The 17,494-nt window shown below is 34.9% G+C and carries 14 protein-coding genes; all 14 read left to right on the top strand.

All coding sequences use genetic code 11. The features are described 5' to 3' along the window. The first annotated feature begins 15 nt into the window (after nucleotides 1–15). The 14 genes from topA (at nucleotide 16) to SCA31_RS15220 (ending at nucleotide 17,128) form a co-directional block, all read left to right on the top strand. Nucleotides 16–2,577, top strand: a complete 2,562-nt coding sequence (gene topA / locus SCA31_RS15285; protein WP_410697825.1) for a type I DNA topoisomerase — start codon at nucleotides 16–18, stop codon at nucleotides 2,575–2,577. Nucleotides 2,578–2,726: 149 nt separating this feature from the next. Continuing rightward, a complete protein-coding gene (locus SCA31_RS15280) occupies nucleotides 2,727–3,797 on the top strand; it encodes a formimidoylglutamase (protein WP_410697824.1) in 1,071 nt (356 codons plus the stop codon). A gap of 3 nt (nucleotides 3,798–3,800) precedes the next feature. Then, a complete protein-coding gene (locus SCA31_RS15275; protein WP_410697823.1) occupies nucleotides 3,801–4,802 on the top strand; it encodes a glycosyltransferase family 2 protein in 1,002 nt (333 codons plus the stop codon). A 107-nt stretch (nucleotides 4,803–4,909) separates the two neighbouring features. Next, complete coding sequence (locus tag SCA31_RS15270; protein ID WP_410697822.1) at nucleotides 4,910–6,028, top strand: glycosyltransferase family 4 protein; 1,119 nt, start codon at nucleotides 4,910–4,912, stop codon at nucleotides 6,026–6,028. Nucleotides 6,029–6,063: 35 nt separating this feature from the next. Continuing rightward, nucleotides 6,064–6,930, top strand: a complete 867-nt coding sequence (locus tag SCA31_RS15265; RefSeq protein ID WP_410697821.1) for a polysaccharide biosynthesis/export family protein — start codon at nucleotides 6,064–6,066, stop codon at nucleotides 6,928–6,930. Nucleotides 6,931–6,935: 5 nt separating this feature from the next. After that, a complete protein-coding gene (locus SCA31_RS15260; RefSeq protein WP_410697820.1) occupies nucleotides 6,936–9,428 on the top strand; it encodes a polysaccharide biosynthesis tyrosine autokinase in 2,493 nt (830 codons plus the stop codon). A gap of 213 nt (nucleotides 9,429–9,641) precedes the next feature. After that, the gene (locus tag SCA31_RS15255) at nucleotides 9,642–10,532 is read left to right on the top strand and encodes a DUF6089 family protein (RefSeq protein ID WP_410697819.1); all 891 of its coding nucleotides are present in this window, start codon (nucleotides 9,642–9,644) and stop codon (nucleotides 10,530–10,532) included. A 1-nt stretch (nucleotide 10,533) separates the two neighbouring features. Then, complete coding sequence (locus tag SCA31_RS15250; RefSeq protein WP_410697818.1) at nucleotides 10,534–11,283, top strand: isoprenyl transferase; 750 nt, start codon at nucleotides 10,534–10,536, stop codon at nucleotides 11,281–11,283. 28 nt (nucleotides 11,284–11,311) lie between these two features. Continuing rightward, the gene (locus SCA31_RS15245) at nucleotides 11,312–13,846 is read left to right on the top strand and encodes an outer membrane protein assembly factor (RefSeq protein ID WP_410697817.1); all 2,535 of its coding nucleotides are present in this window, start codon (nucleotides 11,312–11,314) and stop codon (nucleotides 13,844–13,846) included. 8 nt (nucleotides 13,847–13,854) lie between these two features. Further along, on the top strand, nucleotides 13,855–14,409 hold the full coding sequence (locus tag SCA31_RS15240; RefSeq protein WP_410697816.1) for an OmpH family outer membrane protein: 555 nt from the start codon (nucleotides 13,855–13,857) through the stop codon (nucleotides 14,407–14,409). Nucleotides 14,410–14,475: 66 nt separating this feature from the next. Beyond that, a complete protein-coding gene (locus tag SCA31_RS15235) occupies nucleotides 14,476–14,979 on the top strand; it encodes an OmpH family outer membrane protein (protein WP_410697815.1) in 504 nt (167 codons plus the stop codon). 70 nt (nucleotides 14,980–15,049) lie between these two features. Beyond that, entirely contained in the window at nucleotides 15,050–15,535 is a 486-nt protein-coding gene (locus SCA31_RS15230) for an acyl-CoA thioesterase (RefSeq protein ID WP_106917913.1), read from the top strand. A 47-nt stretch (nucleotides 15,536–15,582) separates the two neighbouring features. Further along, entirely contained in the window at nucleotides 15,583–16,446 is an 864-nt protein-coding gene (gene rfbD / locus SCA31_RS15225) for a dTDP-4-dehydrorhamnose reductase (protein ID WP_410697814.1), read from the top strand. Between the two features lie 4 nt (nucleotides 16,447–16,450). After that, nucleotides 16,451–17,128 carry a hypothetical protein gene (locus tag SCA31_RS15220; RefSeq protein WP_410697813.1) on the top strand — a complete coding sequence of 226 codons (678 nt, stop codon included), beginning with the start codon at nucleotides 16,451–16,453 and terminating at the stop codon, nucleotides 17,126–17,128. Nucleotides 17,129–17,494: the final 366 nt, after the last annotated feature.

The following is a 17,494-nucleotide window of genomic DNA, read 5'->3' as shown; positions in this document are numbered from 1 at the left end:
AAAAAATTTTTTAGAATGTCGAAAAATTTAGTAATCGTAGAGTCCCCGGCAAAAGCAAAAACTATTCAGAAATATCTAGGTAAGGATTTCGAAGTAAAATCCAGTTTCGGTCATATCCGAGATCTGCCTAAAAAGGGAATGGGAATAGACCTTGCCACCTTTAGTCCTGATTACGAAGTTTCAGCAGACAAGAAGAAATTAGTGACAGAATTAAAGGCTGCAGTAAAGAAAGCAGAAATGGTATGGCTGGCTTCCGATGAAGACCGTGAAGGAGAAGCTATTGCATGGCACTTAGCAGATGAATTGAAATTGAAGCCTGAAAATAGAAAGAGAATTGTTTTCCACGAGATTACTAAAAATGCCATTCTAAAAGCCATTGAAAATCCTAGGGATATCGACCAGAATTTGGTGAATGCTCAGCAGGCAAGAAGACTACTGGACAGAATTGTAGGTTTTGAAATGTCTCCGGTTTTATGGAAAAAAGTAAAACCAGGACTTTCTGCAGGAAGAGTGCAATCTGTAGCTGTAAGATTAATTGTTGAAAGAGAAAAAGAAATCCGTGAGTTTACTCCAAAAGCAAGCTTTAAGCTTGACGGAATTTTCTTAAACAATACTGAACAGGAAATTGCAGCAAAGCTTAAAAAAGACTTTGAGAAAGAGGAACAAGCAGAAAAATTCCTTGAGCAGGCAAAAACTACAGAATTTAAAGTTCTGAATGTTGAAACAAAACCAGGAACTCGTTCTGCATCTGCTCCCTTTACTACTTCTACACTACAGCAGGAAGCTTCATCAAGATTAGGTTATAATGTGACCAATACCATGCGTCTGGCACAGAGATTATATGAAGAAGGATTCATCACCTATATGAGAACAGACTCCGTAAACCTTTCTCAGGAAGCAATTGAAGGAGCAAAAAAACAAATTATTTCAGAATATGGAGCAGAATACTCTTCTCCAAGAAACTATACTACAAAATCTGCATCAGCACAAGAAGCTCACGAAGCAATTCGTCCTACAGACTTCGGTGTGAAAAGCATAGGAGATGCTCAGTTGAATAAACTGTACCAATTGATTTACAGAAGAACATTGGCATCCCAAATGTCTAATGCGAAAATTGAAAAAACAGTAATTGAGATCGGAAACGCATCATTACCACATCACTTCGAAGCACAAGGCGAAGTAATCATCTTTGATGGTTTCCTAAAGGCTTACGGTATTGTAAAAACCGAAGATGAAGATGAAGAGAACAACGAAAAACTATTGCCAAAAGTAAAAGTTGGAGAAATATTAAGCTATAAAACCATCACTGCTACTGAAAAATTCACAAGACCAAGTGCAAGATATACTGAAGCCGGATTGGTTAGGAAATTGGAAGAGCTAGGGATTGGTAGACCATCTACTTACGCACCAACCATTCAGACCATTCAGAACAGAGAATATGTTGACAAGCGTGAAATTGAACCACATACCCGTCAGGTAATCAAGATGTCTTTAGTAAAGGACAATATCAAAAAAGTGGTCCTTGATGAAAAGTTTGGAGGAGATAAAAACAAATTTATTCCTACAGATATAGGAGAGGTTGTGAATGACTTTCTTACCGATAACTTTAAGGAAATTCTGGACTACGGTTTTACTGCAAGGGTAGAAGAAGGGTTTGATGAGATTGCAAATGGAGATCAGAAGTGGAAAGAAATGATGACGGATTTCTACTCAAAATTCCACCCGAGAATTGAAGATGTAGAAGAAAATGCAGACCGTGCAACAGGAGACAGGCTTTTAGGAGTTGATCCAAAGACTGGTAAAAATGTTCACGCCAGAATCGGAAGATTTGGTGCGATGATCCAGATTGGAGAAACAGATGATGAAGAAAAGCCAATCTTTGCTTCATTGATGTCAGGTCAGAATATTGCTACCATCACTTTTGAAGAAGCAATAGAACTATTTAAGCTGCCTTTCGATTTAAATGAATTTGAAGGAAATGCTGTTTCTGTTGGGGTTGGAAGATTCGGACCTTATGTGAAATGGGGAGAAACTTTCATTAGTATTCCAAAAGGTGAAGATCCGCTTTCAATCAATCAAAATCGTGCAGAAGAAATCATTAACGAGAAGAAAAAGGCTGATGCACCCATTGCAACGTATAAAGGAGATCCTGTAACCAAGGGAACGGGGAGATTCGGGCCATTTATCAAATACAAGGATATTTTCATAAATGTTCCGAAGAAATATAACTTTGATAATCTTTCTCAGAGTGATATCAACGAACTGATTGATGCCAAGTTGGAAAAAGAAGCCAACAGATACATCCAGCAATGGGAAAAAGAAAAAATTTCTATTGAAAACGGAAGATGGGGACCTTTCATCAAGTTTGGAAAAGCAATGTTTAAAATTCCAAAGAAAAGTGACGACACCAAATATGATGGAGAAGAATTGAAAGATATTTCTCTTGATGAAGTTAAAAAGTGGATCACTGATCAAGATAAAAATGCCTTTGCGGAAAAGAAAAAACCAGCCGCAAAAAAAGCAACTACAGCAAAAAAGACTACAGCCGCAAAAAAGCCCGCTGCAAAAAAGAAGTAATATTAAAATAATTATACATAGCCGTTAACTAACAGTGTTAACGGCTTTTTTTATGAACAAAAAATACCACAGCCTAGTCAGTTGTGGTGTTTTTTTGTATGTTTGTTATATCAAGAAATTAATCAAATAGTACATTTTTAAATTAAAATATGGATTTTGAAGACTTTATCATTTCACCAAGAAATTTCAAAACAGAAAGCTGGCAGATTGGAAGTCGGATCACAAAAGATATAAAAGAAGACAGTATCGTTCTTTTATTTGTGTCAGATTACAGAGGAGCAGGCGGAGATGCCGAAGTACAGGATTTTACAGCAGTCAGAAAAGAATTTTACAAACTTGCACAGCTGGATTTTGAAATTCCGGTTGTAGACCTTGGCGATTTGGTTTCCGGAAAATCCGTTCAGGATACCCATTATATTTTGCAGGAAGTCTTATCTGCATGCCATTACAAAAGAGCACTTCCGGTAATTATTGGTGGTTCTAATGATTTTGCTTTCTCGTTGTTTTCGGCAATCAATTTCCATCAAAAAAGTCTCAATTATACCCAAGTCAGCAATATTATTTCTCTTAAACAGGGAGAAGATATTAACGAACATACTTTTTTAAGCAAGATTTTTGGCGCCAAGACTTTTTCTATTAAAAACTATCACCATTTAGGGTACCAGAAACATTTGAATGAGATGGATTCTGTAAAGCTGATTAAGGAAGTGGAATTTGATATCATCCGTTTGGCTGAAATGATGAATTCTACAGAAAAAACAGAGCCTTTCTTCAGAAAAGCAGATTTGGTTACGGTAAATTGTGATGCGATTGAAAGCTTCAGCGAGCCTTTTTCAGTAAATCCACAGGTTAACGGACTCAATAGGAGAGAAGTTTGTGCCTATATGAAAGAAATAGGGTTAAGCGAAAATCTAAAATCTGTGGGGATTTTTAATTATAATATTTACTCAGAGAATCAGCTGAATCATCAGCTACTAGCCCAAATGCTTTGGTATCTGATTGAGGGAATCAACATTCAGAGATCACACCCTAAGGAAAGGCAGTATGAATTGTTCTATGTTTTAATAGACGACAGGCAATTTGCTTTTAAGCGTGATACTTTCAGTAATTTGTGGTATTTTGGCGATGATGAAAATATAGAAAACTGCATTCCATGTTCAAGAAAAGATTTTGATGAAGCTAAGAAAGGCTGGCTGAATGCAAGACTGATGAAATTTTAATATATGACGAACGTTCTCTCAAGAGTCTCCATTATTGTTCCCGTTTATAATGTCGAAAACTATTTGACAAAATGCCTTGACTCCCTAGTGAATCAAAGTCACCAAAACATTGAGATTCTTGTAGTGGATGATGGAAGCAAAGATAAATCTGCGGAAATTATAAAGAGCTTTGCGCTTAAATATCCGGAGAAAATAAAGGCTTTTACCAAGGAAAACGGGGGATTGAGCGATGCGCGGAACTTTGGTATTGAGAGAGCAACGGGAGATTATATAGGCTTTGTAGATAGTGATGACTATATAACAGAAACAATGTTTGAAGAAATGCTGTTGTTGGCCGAAAAACATCATGCAAAAATGGTGGTCTGCAATATTCAGAAAGTGGATGAAAATGGGCAGGTAACCCAAAAGCTGACCCAGTTGCCCAATATGCAGGAAAAAATTAATCTTAAAGATGATTTTTCTGTTTTTTCGGATATCAGCTATTTTGCTTGTAATAAATTGTTTAGAAAAGAACTTTTTGAACATAAAAAATTCAAGAAAGGAGTTCATTTTGAGGATATTCAGCTCATTCCACAGCTTTTATTGGAATGTGAGACCATTGCACAGACTCAGAGATTTCATTATCAATACCTTGAGCGTACCGATTCTATTACAAAAACGCATACGGAAAAAGGTCTTGATATCTTGAAAGCAGTACAGGATGTAGAAAGTGTGTTCAATGGATCCAGATATTCCGATAAAAAAAAAGAATTGAAGAACTTTCAGATCTTTGAGGGAGTTTATTCTTTTCTGGCCTATTTGGCATTTGTGAAGGATGAGGATATATTTTACAAAATGTCTGATAAACTGACTGTTTTTATGAAAGAAAGACAAATAAAAATTCAAGATATATTGAGCTATAGTCGTTTTGGTAAGAATTATCTTTTATCTTTGCCGGTGAAAAAAAAGATTTTTTATCTGTTATTTTTTGCCGGACAGAAAAAATTGATAAGAAAATTGATATAAACACAAATGTAAGTACTATTGTTTCGGACAGTAGAACATGAGATAAAGCATATATCTGCATTATCAGTTCTAATTGAAGAAACAATGTGTACAGGATAAGAAAAAGAATGAAAAATTTTGAATTGTTCTTAAGCGGATCGGGGATACCTATTTTCTATGTAAAAGTAGGATTAGGTTTCGTGCTCTCCTTTTTAATTACTTTTTTCTCCATACCTACTATTGTAAAGATCTCCAGAAGAAAAAATCTTATGGATGAACCGGGAGTTAGAAGTTCACATCTCAGAAAAATTCCTAATCTGGGTGGTATTGCCATATTTTATTCAATTGGGATATGTGTCTCTATTTTTGCCTATGAGTTATTTGATCTCTATAAATTTCTGTTTGCATCGCTGATTATACTTCTGTATATAGGTGTAATGGATGATATCGTGGTCATGAGGGCCTATAAAAAACTTGTGGCACAAATCCTTGTGTCCTCGTTGGTGGTTATTGGCTCAGATATTAGAATCAGAAGCTTATTCGGAATCTTCGGGGTGTATGAACTTAGTTATTTTGTGAGTGTCCTCTTCAGTATTATTACTTTCATTATTCTGATTAATGCATTCAACCTTATTGACGGGATTGATGGGCTTGCGGGCGGCTATTCTGTGATTTGTAGTGCATTGTTTGGAATAAGCTATTACAGACTGGGAGAATATAACTATCCGTTGGTTGTTCTGTCTGTGGTTATTATTGGAACTGTTTTGGCATTCTTATATTACAATCTTTCGAATTATAGAACCAATAAGGTGTTCATGGGAGATACAGGTTCTATGTTACTGGGCTTTCTTCTAGCTTTTACTTCCATTTGCTTTATTGATATTTTCATAGATAAAAAGCTGATTGATGTGCCAAGGTACCACCTGCAGTCGGCTCCCGTAGTCGCTGTGGCTATTCTTATTCTGCCTATTGTAGATACATTGAATGTGATTTTTGTAAGACTTTACAATAAAAAATCTCCTTTTGATGCCGATAAGAATCATATCCATCATAAACTGCTAAAACTTGATCTTACTCACAGGAGATCTACATTCTATATTATCGTTTATTATTTAATGATTGTAGCGGTAGCCTATTATTTAAGACATATCAACGTGAATCTATTATTGCTGATTGTTGTTTCATTAGGTTTTATAGGTGCTTATTTGCCGGATTTGATATATCGATTAAGAAATAACAAAAATTAACAATTAAATATTACTTTTGTAAACAATATTCAAATATGATGAAGAACTTTAAGTATTTATTTTTAATATTATTACCTTTCCTGGTTACCTCATGCATCACTACAAAAGATGTAAGATATTTACAGCCAAGTGAAAGTCTTGTAATCAACGAAGAAGGTCTTGTTCCCTACAATATCCCTATCTACAGAATTACAAAAAATGACCTCCTTAATCTTAATATTGTTACCACTCCCAAAGGAGATGCTGCCCAGTTTTATTCTTCCCTGAATACTTCTGGAGGAACAGGTGGTGGAGCGGTGAGTAGTGCTGCTTTAGGAGGAGCTGGAGGTAGTTCAGGATCTAGTTCAGGAGGAAATGTGAATTTCTACTTTAATGGGCTAAAGGTGGATTCTAACGGAGATATTAATGTTTTTGGAATAGGATACATCAAGGCCGAGGGTAGAACACTTGATGATGTTACAAAAGAAATACAAAGCAAGGTTAACGAAAACTTCCAGGAAGGAAAAGCTGAAGTAAGATTAAATACAGACGGAATCACTTATTATATTCTTGGTGATGTAGAATCAACAGGTCTTTCAGGTGAAAAGGTAGCTCACAAAAATACCCTTACCATTACTGAGGCATTAGCCATTAACGGAGGTTTGAACAGAACCATTGACAAAAAGGATGTTGTTATTCACAGAAAGCTTCCGGAAGGGATCAAAATAGCTAAAATAGATCTTACCCGTGAAGATCTTATGAATTCTCCTTACTATTATATCCAGAACGGTGATGAAATCTATCTTAATACCAGAAAGAAAAGCTTGAACGGATTCGGAAAAGATCCAATTCAGACTTTACTTACCGGTGTAACGGCAATTACAACAGCATTAACCCTATATACAATCCTACAAAGACTTTAATCCCCATGATTCCAGGAAAAGAAACTCAAGTAGGAAATAGCGAAACCCCCAAAGAAAAGTACGGGAATTTTGCATTGTTTGATATTGAACATTTTTTAAGAAGAATACTTAAAAACTGGTATTGGTTTGTTTTTATGTTTCTTATTGGTTATGGTACTTCTTGGGTATACAGTAAATATTATGCTCAGAATGTATACTCCTCAGATTTATCATTGAGTATATCCAATAATACTTCAAGTTATTTTAGCCCAAACCAGTCGATTAACTTCATTTGGGGACAGGGAGGAAATCAGGATGGAGTATACCTAAAGAAAATGCTTTTCTCAAGATCTCATAATGAATTCTTGGTTAAAGAGTTAAACCTTTTTGTGAATTATTCTACCAAAGGGCTTATCAAATCTACATTTTTGGATAAAGATGACTCTCCGGTTTTCGTTGAAATTGACAAAAAACATCTTCAACAGGTTAACTATCCCTTTACGATAATACCAAAGGGAAATGGAACTTATGAAGTGGTTCTTCCAGAAGAGGGACAGTCTGTAAGCTTATACAGTTATGAAAATGAGGGGTTTCAGAATATTAAACCCTACAACAGACCAGAAAATAAAATCATTAGAGTTAACGAATGGTATAACTCTCCCAACCTAAGATTCAAGCTGATTCAAAACCCGGTTATTCCTAACATTAAGCAGGATAATATTATTATTAACCTAAGTACAATTAACCAAAGTGTTACCGATATTGTATCAACCATAGCTGTGAATTTCGACAGAGAGATCAATACCATTATGGTGATCACCAAGAAAGGATACAATCTTAACAGTACTGTAAATTTCCTTAATAAATCAGTAGCCGAACTTCAAAAAAAGAGGCTAGAGGACAAAAACACTGTTAATAAAAATACAACAGCCTATCTACAAGGTAATCTAAATGACATTCGTAAGAAATTAGACTCTGCTGCTCTTGTTCTAAACTATCTGAAAACATCGGAAAAACTATACAATATTAAAGACAGAGATGAAAAATCTCTGGAAAAAATAAAAGATCTTGAAGCGAAGAAAGCAGATCTTGTAAGTAAAATAAGTTCTCTGAATAATATTAAAAATACTCTTCAGTCGCAGAACTTTGATAAAATGATTGCTACAAACGCAGCAGGCTTTGAAGATGGAATGTTCTCTGCCTCTGTAAGTGAGCTTAAAGCTCTATATACAAAGAGAAGAGAGTTGGCATTGATCTACAAGACAACTTCTGAACCAATGAAAGAGGTGGACAGGCTTATTAATGAAGCAAGAACAGGGTCTTTCGGTAGCTTAAAAAACTACTACACTAAATATTATGATGAGATCAACAGGATTGATCGTGAAGTTTCTAGCGCAAATTCAGATTTGACAACTTATCCTGAAAAGGAAAGAAAATATCTGGATGCAGAAAGAGGTTATAATATGATTGAAGCTACATACAACAGTCTTTTAAATAGACAAAATGAAGCACAGCTGAATGTAGCAACAAATCAATCTGATATTAGTGTGATTGACCCGGCCAAGAACTTAGGACAGGGACCTGTTAGCCCAAATGTTAGAATAGCAAAGACTGGGATAATATTCGGAATGTTATTGCTTCCTGTATTATTTATCTTAATGGGAGAACTGCTTGATAATAAGATCAGAAACATCAAGGAACTGTTAAGTGCAACAAAAATTCCACTTCTTGGAGTGATCGGAAACAACAGTAATGAAAATATGCTGACGGTTTTGGAACAACCAAAGTCTTCCGTTTCAGAAGCATTTAGAGGAATAAGAGCGAGCGTCAGATTCCTAATGACGAATGAAGAGAAAAAAGGCAAGGTGATACTCATAACATCTTCCGTAGGGGGTGAAGGAAAAACCTATGTCTCCATCAACCTGGCGTCTGTATTAGGATTAAGTGACAAAAAAACAATCCTGTTAGGAATGGACCTTAGAAAGCCTAAAATTTTTGGTGACTTCAAAATTGATAATAAATATGGTATCTCCAACTACCTTACAGGAGAAGTCGATATTGACCAGATTGTGAATAAGACCAGGATTCCAAATCTTGATGTTGCCACTTCAGGGCCTATTCCGCCAAACCCGTCAGAGTTATTAATGAGCCAAAGAAATATTAAATTTATAGAAGAACTAAGAGAAAAATATGACTTTATTATTATAGACTCCCCGCCAGTTGGATTAGTGGCAGACTCTTATGAACTAATGAAATATTCCGATGCCAATATTTATGTTGTTCGCCACGAATATACAGAAAAGTATATGTTGAGAATGATCACGGAGAAATATCATAATAATGAAATTGAGCATTTAGGACTTATTTATAATGATTATACTACGAAACAGGGATATGGTTATGGGTATGGTTACGGATATGGTTATGGATATGGCTATTTTGATGAAGATAAAAATTATAAAGAACCCCTGTTAATCAGAATACGGAATAAGATGCAGAGAATGTTTAATAAAAAATAGAGCCTTAAACCCTCATTTGATGGGGGTTTTTTTATACTTTATTTATTTTCATTCTATGAAAAAAAGAATATTTTTGCCACTTTGCCGTTTACTTTATAACAAATTATGTTTTTTTGTTTATTTTTAACTAAACATTAAGATTATCATTAATATAAAAATGTTTTATATTTGCAAAAATTAAATTTTAAAATAACCATAAATCCATATTCTTTTATGAATAAAAAATTATTGTTTAGCTTCCTTGCCTTCCTTGGAGTGGTGAGTGTTAAAGCTCAAAGAAACGAATTGGGAGTTCGTCTAGGTATGAGTAACCTAGTGGGAGATGTAGGAAGAACAAATTATATTTTACAAAAGCCGTTGGATTTAAATAGAATGTCGGATTGGGGTATCCCATTTTATGGAGGAATATTATATAGATTTAATTTTAACCCGCATCAAACCATTAGATTGGATTTAGGATACAACCAAATTCAGTTTAGTGATAAAGCTGCAAAAGAAGAATATAGAAGAAATAGAAACTCATACGGTAAAAATAATGTGTATGAGGCAAGTTTAATGTTTGAATATAACTTTTTCCCTATAAATAATGAACAGATAAGTATGGTAAGCCCATACATTTTTGGAGGTATTGGTGCCTTAATGTTTGATGCACCTAAAGCCAATCTTGTGAATGATTTCAGAAGAGATGCAGATGGCGTGGCTTTAGCTCCAATCAATGAAATGGACTTTAAAACAACAACCGAATACTCGTTAGGAAAAAAAGTTACCATGCATATCCCTTTTGGGGTAGGATTAAAGTATAAATTTAACCATACTTGGGCTATATTTGCAGAAGCAACCTTTAGATATACATTAACAGATCAGCTTGATCACAGTAAGATCCTTTCCAGTGATGTGCAGAATTCGTTTAATGCCGATATCTTAGACCCAGCTACAGGGGGTTCCCTATTGCAGTCAGGTAATTATTATGCTGTTGCTAAAGAAAGAGAAGAAGAGTTTATTAAAAAGAGAAATATTGGAGATGACAGATCCAAAGACTGGATGAATACATTCAGTTTAGGACTGACTTTCTCGTTTGGAAGACCTCCATGCTATTGTGATTAATATGTCGTTGATTAAAAATAAAATAAATTCTGAGAATTTACCGAAACACGTGGCCATCATTATGGATGGCAATGGAAGATGGGCAAAATCTCGTGGCGAAGATAGAACCTTCGGTCACAAAAATGCCATTAATGCTGTAAGAAATGCTATTAATGCATGTAATGAGATCAATATCCCCTATTTAACACTTTACACGTTCTCTTCAGAAAACTGGAGTCGTCCGGCTGAAGAAGTGAGTACTCTTATGAATTTGCTTGTAGAAACTTTACTGCTGGAAGCAGAAGAGATCTTTAGCAAAGGATTAAGAATGCATGTAATAGGAAACCTGAATAAACTGCCTACTTTAGTAAGAGAGCAGTTGCAGCGTGTGGTAGATCTTACAAAAGAAAACACAAAAGGAAACCTTGTATTAGCGATAAGCTATGGCTCACAAAATGAAATCCTGGAAGCCGTTAAAAATATAAGTTCTGATGTAAAAGAAGGAAAGGTAGAAATAGAGAATATTGATGAAAAACTATTTGAAGATTATCTCTATACCAAGAATTTTCCTCCAGTAGATTTACTGATCAGAACAAGTGGCGAAATCAGGATAAGTAACTTCCTTCTTTGGCAGATTGCTTATGCTGAATTACAGTTTTTAAATGTTCTATGGCCGGATTTTACCAAAGATATTTTCTTCCAATGTATTGTAGATTATCAAAATAAGGAAAGAAGATACGGATTAACCGGAGAGCAGATACAAGGCCAATAAATTTAAAAGAAAAGAAAGACTCGATAAAATGAAGTTTAGACTATTACCCATCATTATGTTTGCTGCTTCTGCGCATTTTTATGGACAAGTAACTCCACAGGACAGCACCAAAGTAAGTAATGCTGTACACACAGAAAATGAGGTAGGCACTTATACACTTAAAGACATCGTTGTAGATGGGGTAAAAAAATATACACCAGCTCAGATCTTAAGGTTTACAGGCTTAGCTAAAGGAGAAAGCGTAGACATTCCAGGGCAGAAGATCAGTAATGCTGTTAAAAAGCTTTGGGATACCCAATCTTTTTCTGAAGTGGAAGTATACGTTCAAAGTATTGAAGGACAGACAGTCGTTCTTAAATTCTATCTTCAGGACCTGAAGGAACTTGGAGAAGTAAAATTCAAGGGGAAAGGAATAGGGAAATCTAAAAATGAAAAACTAGCTAAAGACAACAATCTGAAGCCAGGAACAAAGATTACTCAAAACCTCGTTTCAAGTCTTAAGACGAATATCCCAAAAGACTATATTAAAAAAGGTTTTGCTGATGCAAAAATCAGTATTGAGGATAAAATCAATGCCGGAGATCCATCTTTGGTAGATTGGACGATTAATGTAGACAAGGGAAGAAAGATCAAAATCGATCATATTGAATTTGAAGGTAATACAAGTGTAACCGATAGAAAGCTTAGAAATAAAGCTTTTAAAGAAACAAAGCAAAGACGTTTTGGAATCGGAGGGATCTTGAAGTCTTCAAAATTCATTGAAGAAAAATATCAGGAAGATAAGCAAAGCTTGGTCAATTATTATAACTCCTTAGGGTATAGAGACGCAAAAATAGTTTCAGACTCTGTATGGAGAAATAAAAGAAATAATTATGAGATCAATGTAAAGCTTAACGAAGGTAAAAAATACTATATCGGAGACATTACATTTACAGGTAATACGGTATACTCTACAGAATATCTACAGAGATTGCTGGGATACAAGAAAGGAGATATTTACGATGCAGTAGGATTCAACAAAAAAGTAGGAGAAGACGGTGGTAAGGAAGATGATTCCGATATCAAGTCTGTATACATGAATAATGGGTACCTTTTCTCTAACGTAACACCGGTTGAAAAATCAGTTTCAGGAGATGCTGTGAATCTTGAAGTTAGAATTAACGAAGGAGAGCAAGCTACCTGGAATAAAGTAACATGGCAAGGGAACACAACTACCCATGACCACGTAGTTCTTAGAGCCTTAAGAACAAAACCAGGTGAACTTTTCAAAAAAACAGAGATCAAAAGAACTTATTTTGATTTGGCAGGTATGTCATTCTTCGATCCACAACAGGTGGGACAGGATATTCAACCAAACCAACAGGATAATACCGTAGATATCAATTGGAAACTGGTAGAAAAAGGATCTTCTCAGGTTCAGCTTCAGGCAGGATATGGAGGAAACAGCTTCATCGGAACTTTGGGGTTAACATTTAATAACTTCTCATTAAGAAACTTCCTTAAATTTAAGGACTTTAAACCAGTACCACAGGGAGACGGGCAGACTTTCTCTATTCAAGTACAGGCAGGACAATATTTCCAGAATTATGGTGTGTCATTTACTGAGCCATGGTTGTTCGGTACAAGGCCAACTGCGCTTTCTGTAAGTTTGAATAACTCTAGAGTAAAATATAGTGACGGTTACGGAGGATCTCAGAAACTTAATATATTCTCGGCATCAGTAGGTTTAAACAGACTATTGAACTGGCCGGATGATTATTTCTCATTATATACAGGAGTACAATTCCAGAAGTATGACTTTAATAATTATCCATTCCAGTTTGGAGAGACTACAGAATACTATGGAAATGCAAATAACTTCAGTATCAATTTAGGTTTAAGTAGAAACTCTGCAGGGATAGATCCGATCTTCCCAACAATGGGTTCCAATATTGAACTTTCTGCGAAGTTAACGCCGCCATATTCATTGTTTAGCAATAAAGACTATTCTACAATGAAGCCTGTTGATAAATATAAGTGGATGGAATTCTACAAAATTAAGTTCAAGGCTGATGTATATAACGAAATCATTGGGAAATTGGTGTTAAGATCTTCTGCTGAAATGGGATTCATGGATGGTTATAACAAAAACCTTGGTGCACCGCCATTTGAAAGATTCTATGTAGGAGGTACAGGGTTATTCGGAGGTAGATATGATGGTAGAGAGCTAATTCCATTGAGAGGATATGAAAATGCAAGTACCTATGGTGGAGAAGGTACAGATATTACTCAAAAAGGAGGGGGTACAATCTATAACAGATTTACTTTAGAATTAAGATATCCGATTTCATTGAACCAAACAGCTAAAATCTATGCATTAACATTTGCAGAAGGAGGTAACGTTTGGAACTCTTGGGGTAATTATAATCCATTCCAGCTGAAAAGATCAGTAGGGGTCGGAGTAAGAGTTTATATGGGGGCATTCGGATTAATCGGATTTGACTTCGCTTATGGATTTGATAAAACTCTATCAGGAGATCCATCTGGATGGAGAAACCACTTCTTGATGAACCAATCGTTATAATTATTAATATGAAGAACTTTAAAATAACCATCACTTTTGTATTACTTTTGCTTTTTGGGTTTTCAAATGCTCAGAAAATAGGAGTAGTGGATACTAATGAAATTTTAAATAAATTACCTCAGTATAAAGAAGCCGAAGCGAGATTGAATTCTCAAATTGATACCTGGCAGTCTGAACTTCAAAACATGCAGTCAGAATATGAAAGGAAAAAAGCGGCATTCGAAAGTGAAAAAGTGTTATTGATAGGGGATCAATTAAAGCTTAGAGAAAAAGAGGTTGTAGATCTCGATAAAAATATCAAAACAACTACAAGCTTACGTTTTGGAGCCAATGGTGAAATTACAAAATTAAGAACAAACCTTGTTTTGCCATTCCAGGATCAGATCTGGGGAGCAATTAAAACAATGTCCGAAAAAAACGGCTTGGGCATAGTTCTTGATAAAAGCAATAACATTAGTGTTATTTTTCTTCAAGGAAAATATGATTATACAGAAAAAGTATTAACTATTTTATTGAAAGGAACAGATAAGAAAGATAAAGCTAGTACTAAAAGTAAAAAGTAACTTTTTAAATTAACTTTTACTTATATTTAAAATCTAAAAACAAATTAAATTATTTATTTACCAATTATGAAAAAATTAAGTGTATTATTTGCAGCAGTGATGATGTTTGTTTCTGTAGGTATGGCAAAGGCTCAAAAAATGGCTACTTTAGATGTATTGGGAGTTCTTAATGCAATGCCTGAAAAGAAAAAAGCAGATGCTGATCTTAAGACATTCTTTGATACTAAGCAAGCTGAGATTAAGAAAAAAGCAGATGCCGGACAAGCCAAATTAAAGCAGTATAGCGAAGAAGCTCCAAAGAAAACTGCAGACGAAAACAAAGCTAGAGAAGCAGAATTACAAAAAATGCAGGAAGAAATAGCTCAAATGAATGACAAAGCTCAAAAAGATCTACAAGCTAAACAAGAAGTAGCCTTCGGACCTATTGAGAAAAAATTAAATGATGCAGTTGAAAAAGTAGCAAAAGCTAACGGTTATGACTACATTATGGATGCAAATTCACCTGCATTCCTTTACAAAGCAGGAGCTGATGCGACTGCAGCTGTTAAAAAAGAATTAGGAATTCAATAATTTCAGCAAATTAACAAAGATTTATAAAACCAACCGTCTCTTTTAGAGGCGGTTTTTTTATTTTTGCGGAATGGAAAAAGAAGTATCAACTACGGTAAAGGTTAGGTTTAGTGATTGTGATCCCATCGGACACCTGAACAATGTGAAATATCTTGACTATATGTTCAATGCCAGAGAAGATCATGTAGAGACTTTTTACGGATTTACCTATGAAGAATATACCAAACAAACAGGCTGTACATGGATTGCCATTCAAAATGAAATTGCTTACCTGAAAGAAGTAAGATACAATACCCAGGTAGTTATCAGCAGCAAGACCATTGAGATTCAGGATAGAACAGCCAAGGTTGAAATTCTAATGAAAAGCTTAGACGAAAAGACGGTTCATGCCGTACTTTGGGTAACCGTTATTTACTTTAACCTGAAAACAAGAAAATCAGAAATACATCCGGAAGACATCAAAGAAACATTCCACAAATTTTATGTGGACCTGCCTCAAAAAGACTTCCAGTCAAGAGTAAAGTTTTTAAGATCTCAAAATGCGAGAAATTCTTAATGAGTATCTTTTAAAGAACTTTTTGACAATTTTAAAATTAATAATATATGAAAAAAATAGTAGTAATAGGCAGCAACGGTCAGTTAGGAAACTGCATCAGGAAAATAGCACCCGATTTTGAAAACCAATACGAGTTTTTATTTACAGATTCTACCACCCTAGATATTACAAACGAAGATCAGGTAAACGATTTTTTTTATGATAATAAACCAGACTACTGTATCAATGCTTCAGCATACACTGCCGTAGATTTGGCAGAAAAAGAAAGAGAAAAAGCATTTGCTGTAAATGCAGACGGAGTAGCCAATCTTGCTCAGGCTTGCACAGATTTTAAAGCGATCCTGATCCATGTCTCTACAGACTATGTTTTCGATGGAGATACAAACCTACCTTACTCAGAGGATGATTTTACTAACCCAATAGGTGCTTACGGAGAATCAAAGAGAAAAGGTGAGGAGCTAGCATTGGAAATTAACCCAAAGACTATTATTCTAAGAACCTCTTGGCTTTATTCAGAATTTAATAAGAATTTTGTTAAAACCATGCTGAACCTTTTCTCTCAAAAAGAAGAATTAGGAATTGTAGCTGATCAGTTCGGTCAACCTACCAATGCCAATGATCTCGCCGAGGCTATCATGAAGATTATCGAAACACCCAATAAAACCTTTGGAATATTTCATTTCTCAAACTATCCCGAAACAACATGGTTTGAATTCGCCAAAAAAATTGCTGAGTTTTCAAAATCTTCAATAAAATTAAACCCTTTGACTACAGAGCAGTATCCAACACCAGCCAAAAGACCTGTAAGAAGTACCATGTCCTTGGATAAAATAGAAGAAACCTATAAGATAGAAGCAAGACATTGGGAGCATAGTCTTGAAGAGTGTGTTGATGTTCTTTCACAACAATAATATTATGAAAAATATAGCCATCTTCTTTTCCGTATTGTGCATCCAGCTTTTGAGTGCACAAAATGTCTATTTGACTAAAGTTGAAAAGACAAATGATAATTCAGATAAATTTTTATATAAAAAAGATACCGCTGAGTCAGATGTAATCTATTTAGGTGAAGTAGAAGTTCAGGGGTTTTCAAAAGATGATGCAATGGTATTTTCATTGGTATATAAAAAAGCAAAGGAAATTGGTGCCAATACTTTTGCTATAAAACCTTTTGAAAATATTGATGGTTCACCCCAGGCATTCAATGCTTCCAATTATAAGATAGCCTTATATTACACCCCAAAAGAGAAATTGACTGGTCAGAATGGAGCAATGTATATATTTGCGTCTGCAGAGAAAGATCAGAAAATAAATGTTAATAGGAAAGACTATACCTTATCACCTCGATCTTTTTTAAAATTAAAAATTATTCCTGGAGAAGTGTATACAATCTCTACCAAGAAGCTTTTAGGTTCAACCATAAAAGTTCAGCCTAAGAGTGACGATGAAAATTTGTATTTTCAAATTTCGTCCTTGAAAATTAAGCCCGATACTTCCGGAGTAGGTGGTTTGAACCTTAAATCAGGAGATGTCATAGGTTTAGAGAAATCTTATGCAGAATTTTTAAGCGCTATTTATAAGGAACAACAATAATTAAGTATAATTATATAGTTTCACTTTTGAAGACTTAGGGAAAATATATATGTCTTGAAATGAAAATATAATCTCATTGATAAAAATTCCGTGGAAATTCTAAATGTTGATATTTCCACGGAATTTTTTTATTTACTGCCGAATGTAAGACATAGATTGAATATTCTTTCTATTCCTATTCAGTAGTGATGGGCTCTAGCCCATCTTAATATAAATCCCCAGCGAATTCGACCTTGGCCAAAACCTATAGAAAGTATCCGTTCCCTAAAAACGTCATCCTTATATACTATATATGTACATCCTCCATTGCCCATCCTATATATAATGACTGCAGGCACCCCGATGCCCCTTTTTCCCTTCATTCTG

Source organism: Chryseobacterium sp. SIMBA_028 (assembly GCF_046535285.1).
Classification (GTDB): domain Bacteria; phylum Bacteroidota; class Bacteroidia; order Flavobacteriales; family Weeksellaceae; genus Chryseobacterium.
The sequence above is the reverse complement of the archived record's forward strand: the minus strand, read 5'-3'. Positions and strand labels throughout refer to the sequence as shown.

What these genes read in the sequence shown, in the direction of transcription:
- topA (WP_410697825.1), top strand. Translation starts at nt 16, where the DNA reads ATGTCGAAAAATTTAGTAATCGTAGAGTCCCCGGCAAAAGCAAAAACT.
- SCA31_RS15280 (WP_410697824.1), top strand. Translation starts at nt 2,727, where the DNA reads ATGGATTTTGAAGACTTTATCATTTCACCAAGAAATTTCAAAACAGAA.
- SCA31_RS15275 (WP_410697823.1), top strand. Translation starts at nt 3,801, where the DNA reads ATGACGAACGTTCTCTCAAGAGTCTCCATTATTGTTCCCGTTTATAAT.
- SCA31_RS15270 (WP_410697822.1), top strand. Translation starts at nt 4,910, where the DNA reads ATGAAAAATTTTGAATTGTTCTTAAGCGGATCGGGGATACCTATTTTC.
- SCA31_RS15265 (WP_410697821.1), top strand. Translation starts at nt 6,064, where the DNA reads ATGATGAAGAACTTTAAGTATTTATTTTTAATATTATTACCTTTCCTG.
- SCA31_RS15260 (WP_410697820.1), top strand. Translation starts at nt 6,936, where the DNA reads ATGATTCCAGGAAAAGAAACTCAAGTAGGAAATAGCGAAACCCCCAAA.
- SCA31_RS15255 (WP_410697819.1), top strand. Translation starts at nt 9,642, where the DNA reads ATGAATAAAAAATTATTGTTTAGCTTCCTTGCCTTCCTTGGAGTGGTG.
- SCA31_RS15250 (WP_410697818.1), top strand. Translation starts at nt 10,534, where the DNA reads ATGTCGTTGATTAAAAATAAAATAAATTCTGAGAATTTACCGAAACAC.
- SCA31_RS15245 (WP_410697817.1), top strand. Translation starts at nt 11,312, where the DNA reads ATGAAGTTTAGACTATTACCCATCATTATGTTTGCTGCTTCTGCGCAT.
- SCA31_RS15240 (WP_410697816.1), top strand. Translation starts at nt 13,855, where the DNA reads ATGAAGAACTTTAAAATAACCATCACTTTTGTATTACTTTTGCTTTTT.
- SCA31_RS15235 (WP_410697815.1), top strand. Translation starts at nt 14,476, where the DNA reads ATGAAAAAATTAAGTGTATTATTTGCAGCAGTGATGATGTTTGTTTCT.
- SCA31_RS15230 (WP_106917913.1), top strand. Translation starts at nt 15,050, where the DNA reads ATGGAAAAAGAAGTATCAACTACGGTAAAGGTTAGGTTTAGTGATTGT.
- rfbD (WP_410697814.1), top strand. Translation starts at nt 15,583, where the DNA reads ATGAAAAAAATAGTAGTAATAGGCAGCAACGGTCAGTTAGGAAACTGC.
- SCA31_RS15220 (WP_410697813.1), top strand. Translation starts at nt 16,451, where the DNA reads ATGAAAAATATAGCCATCTTCTTTTCCGTATTGTGCATCCAGCTTTTG.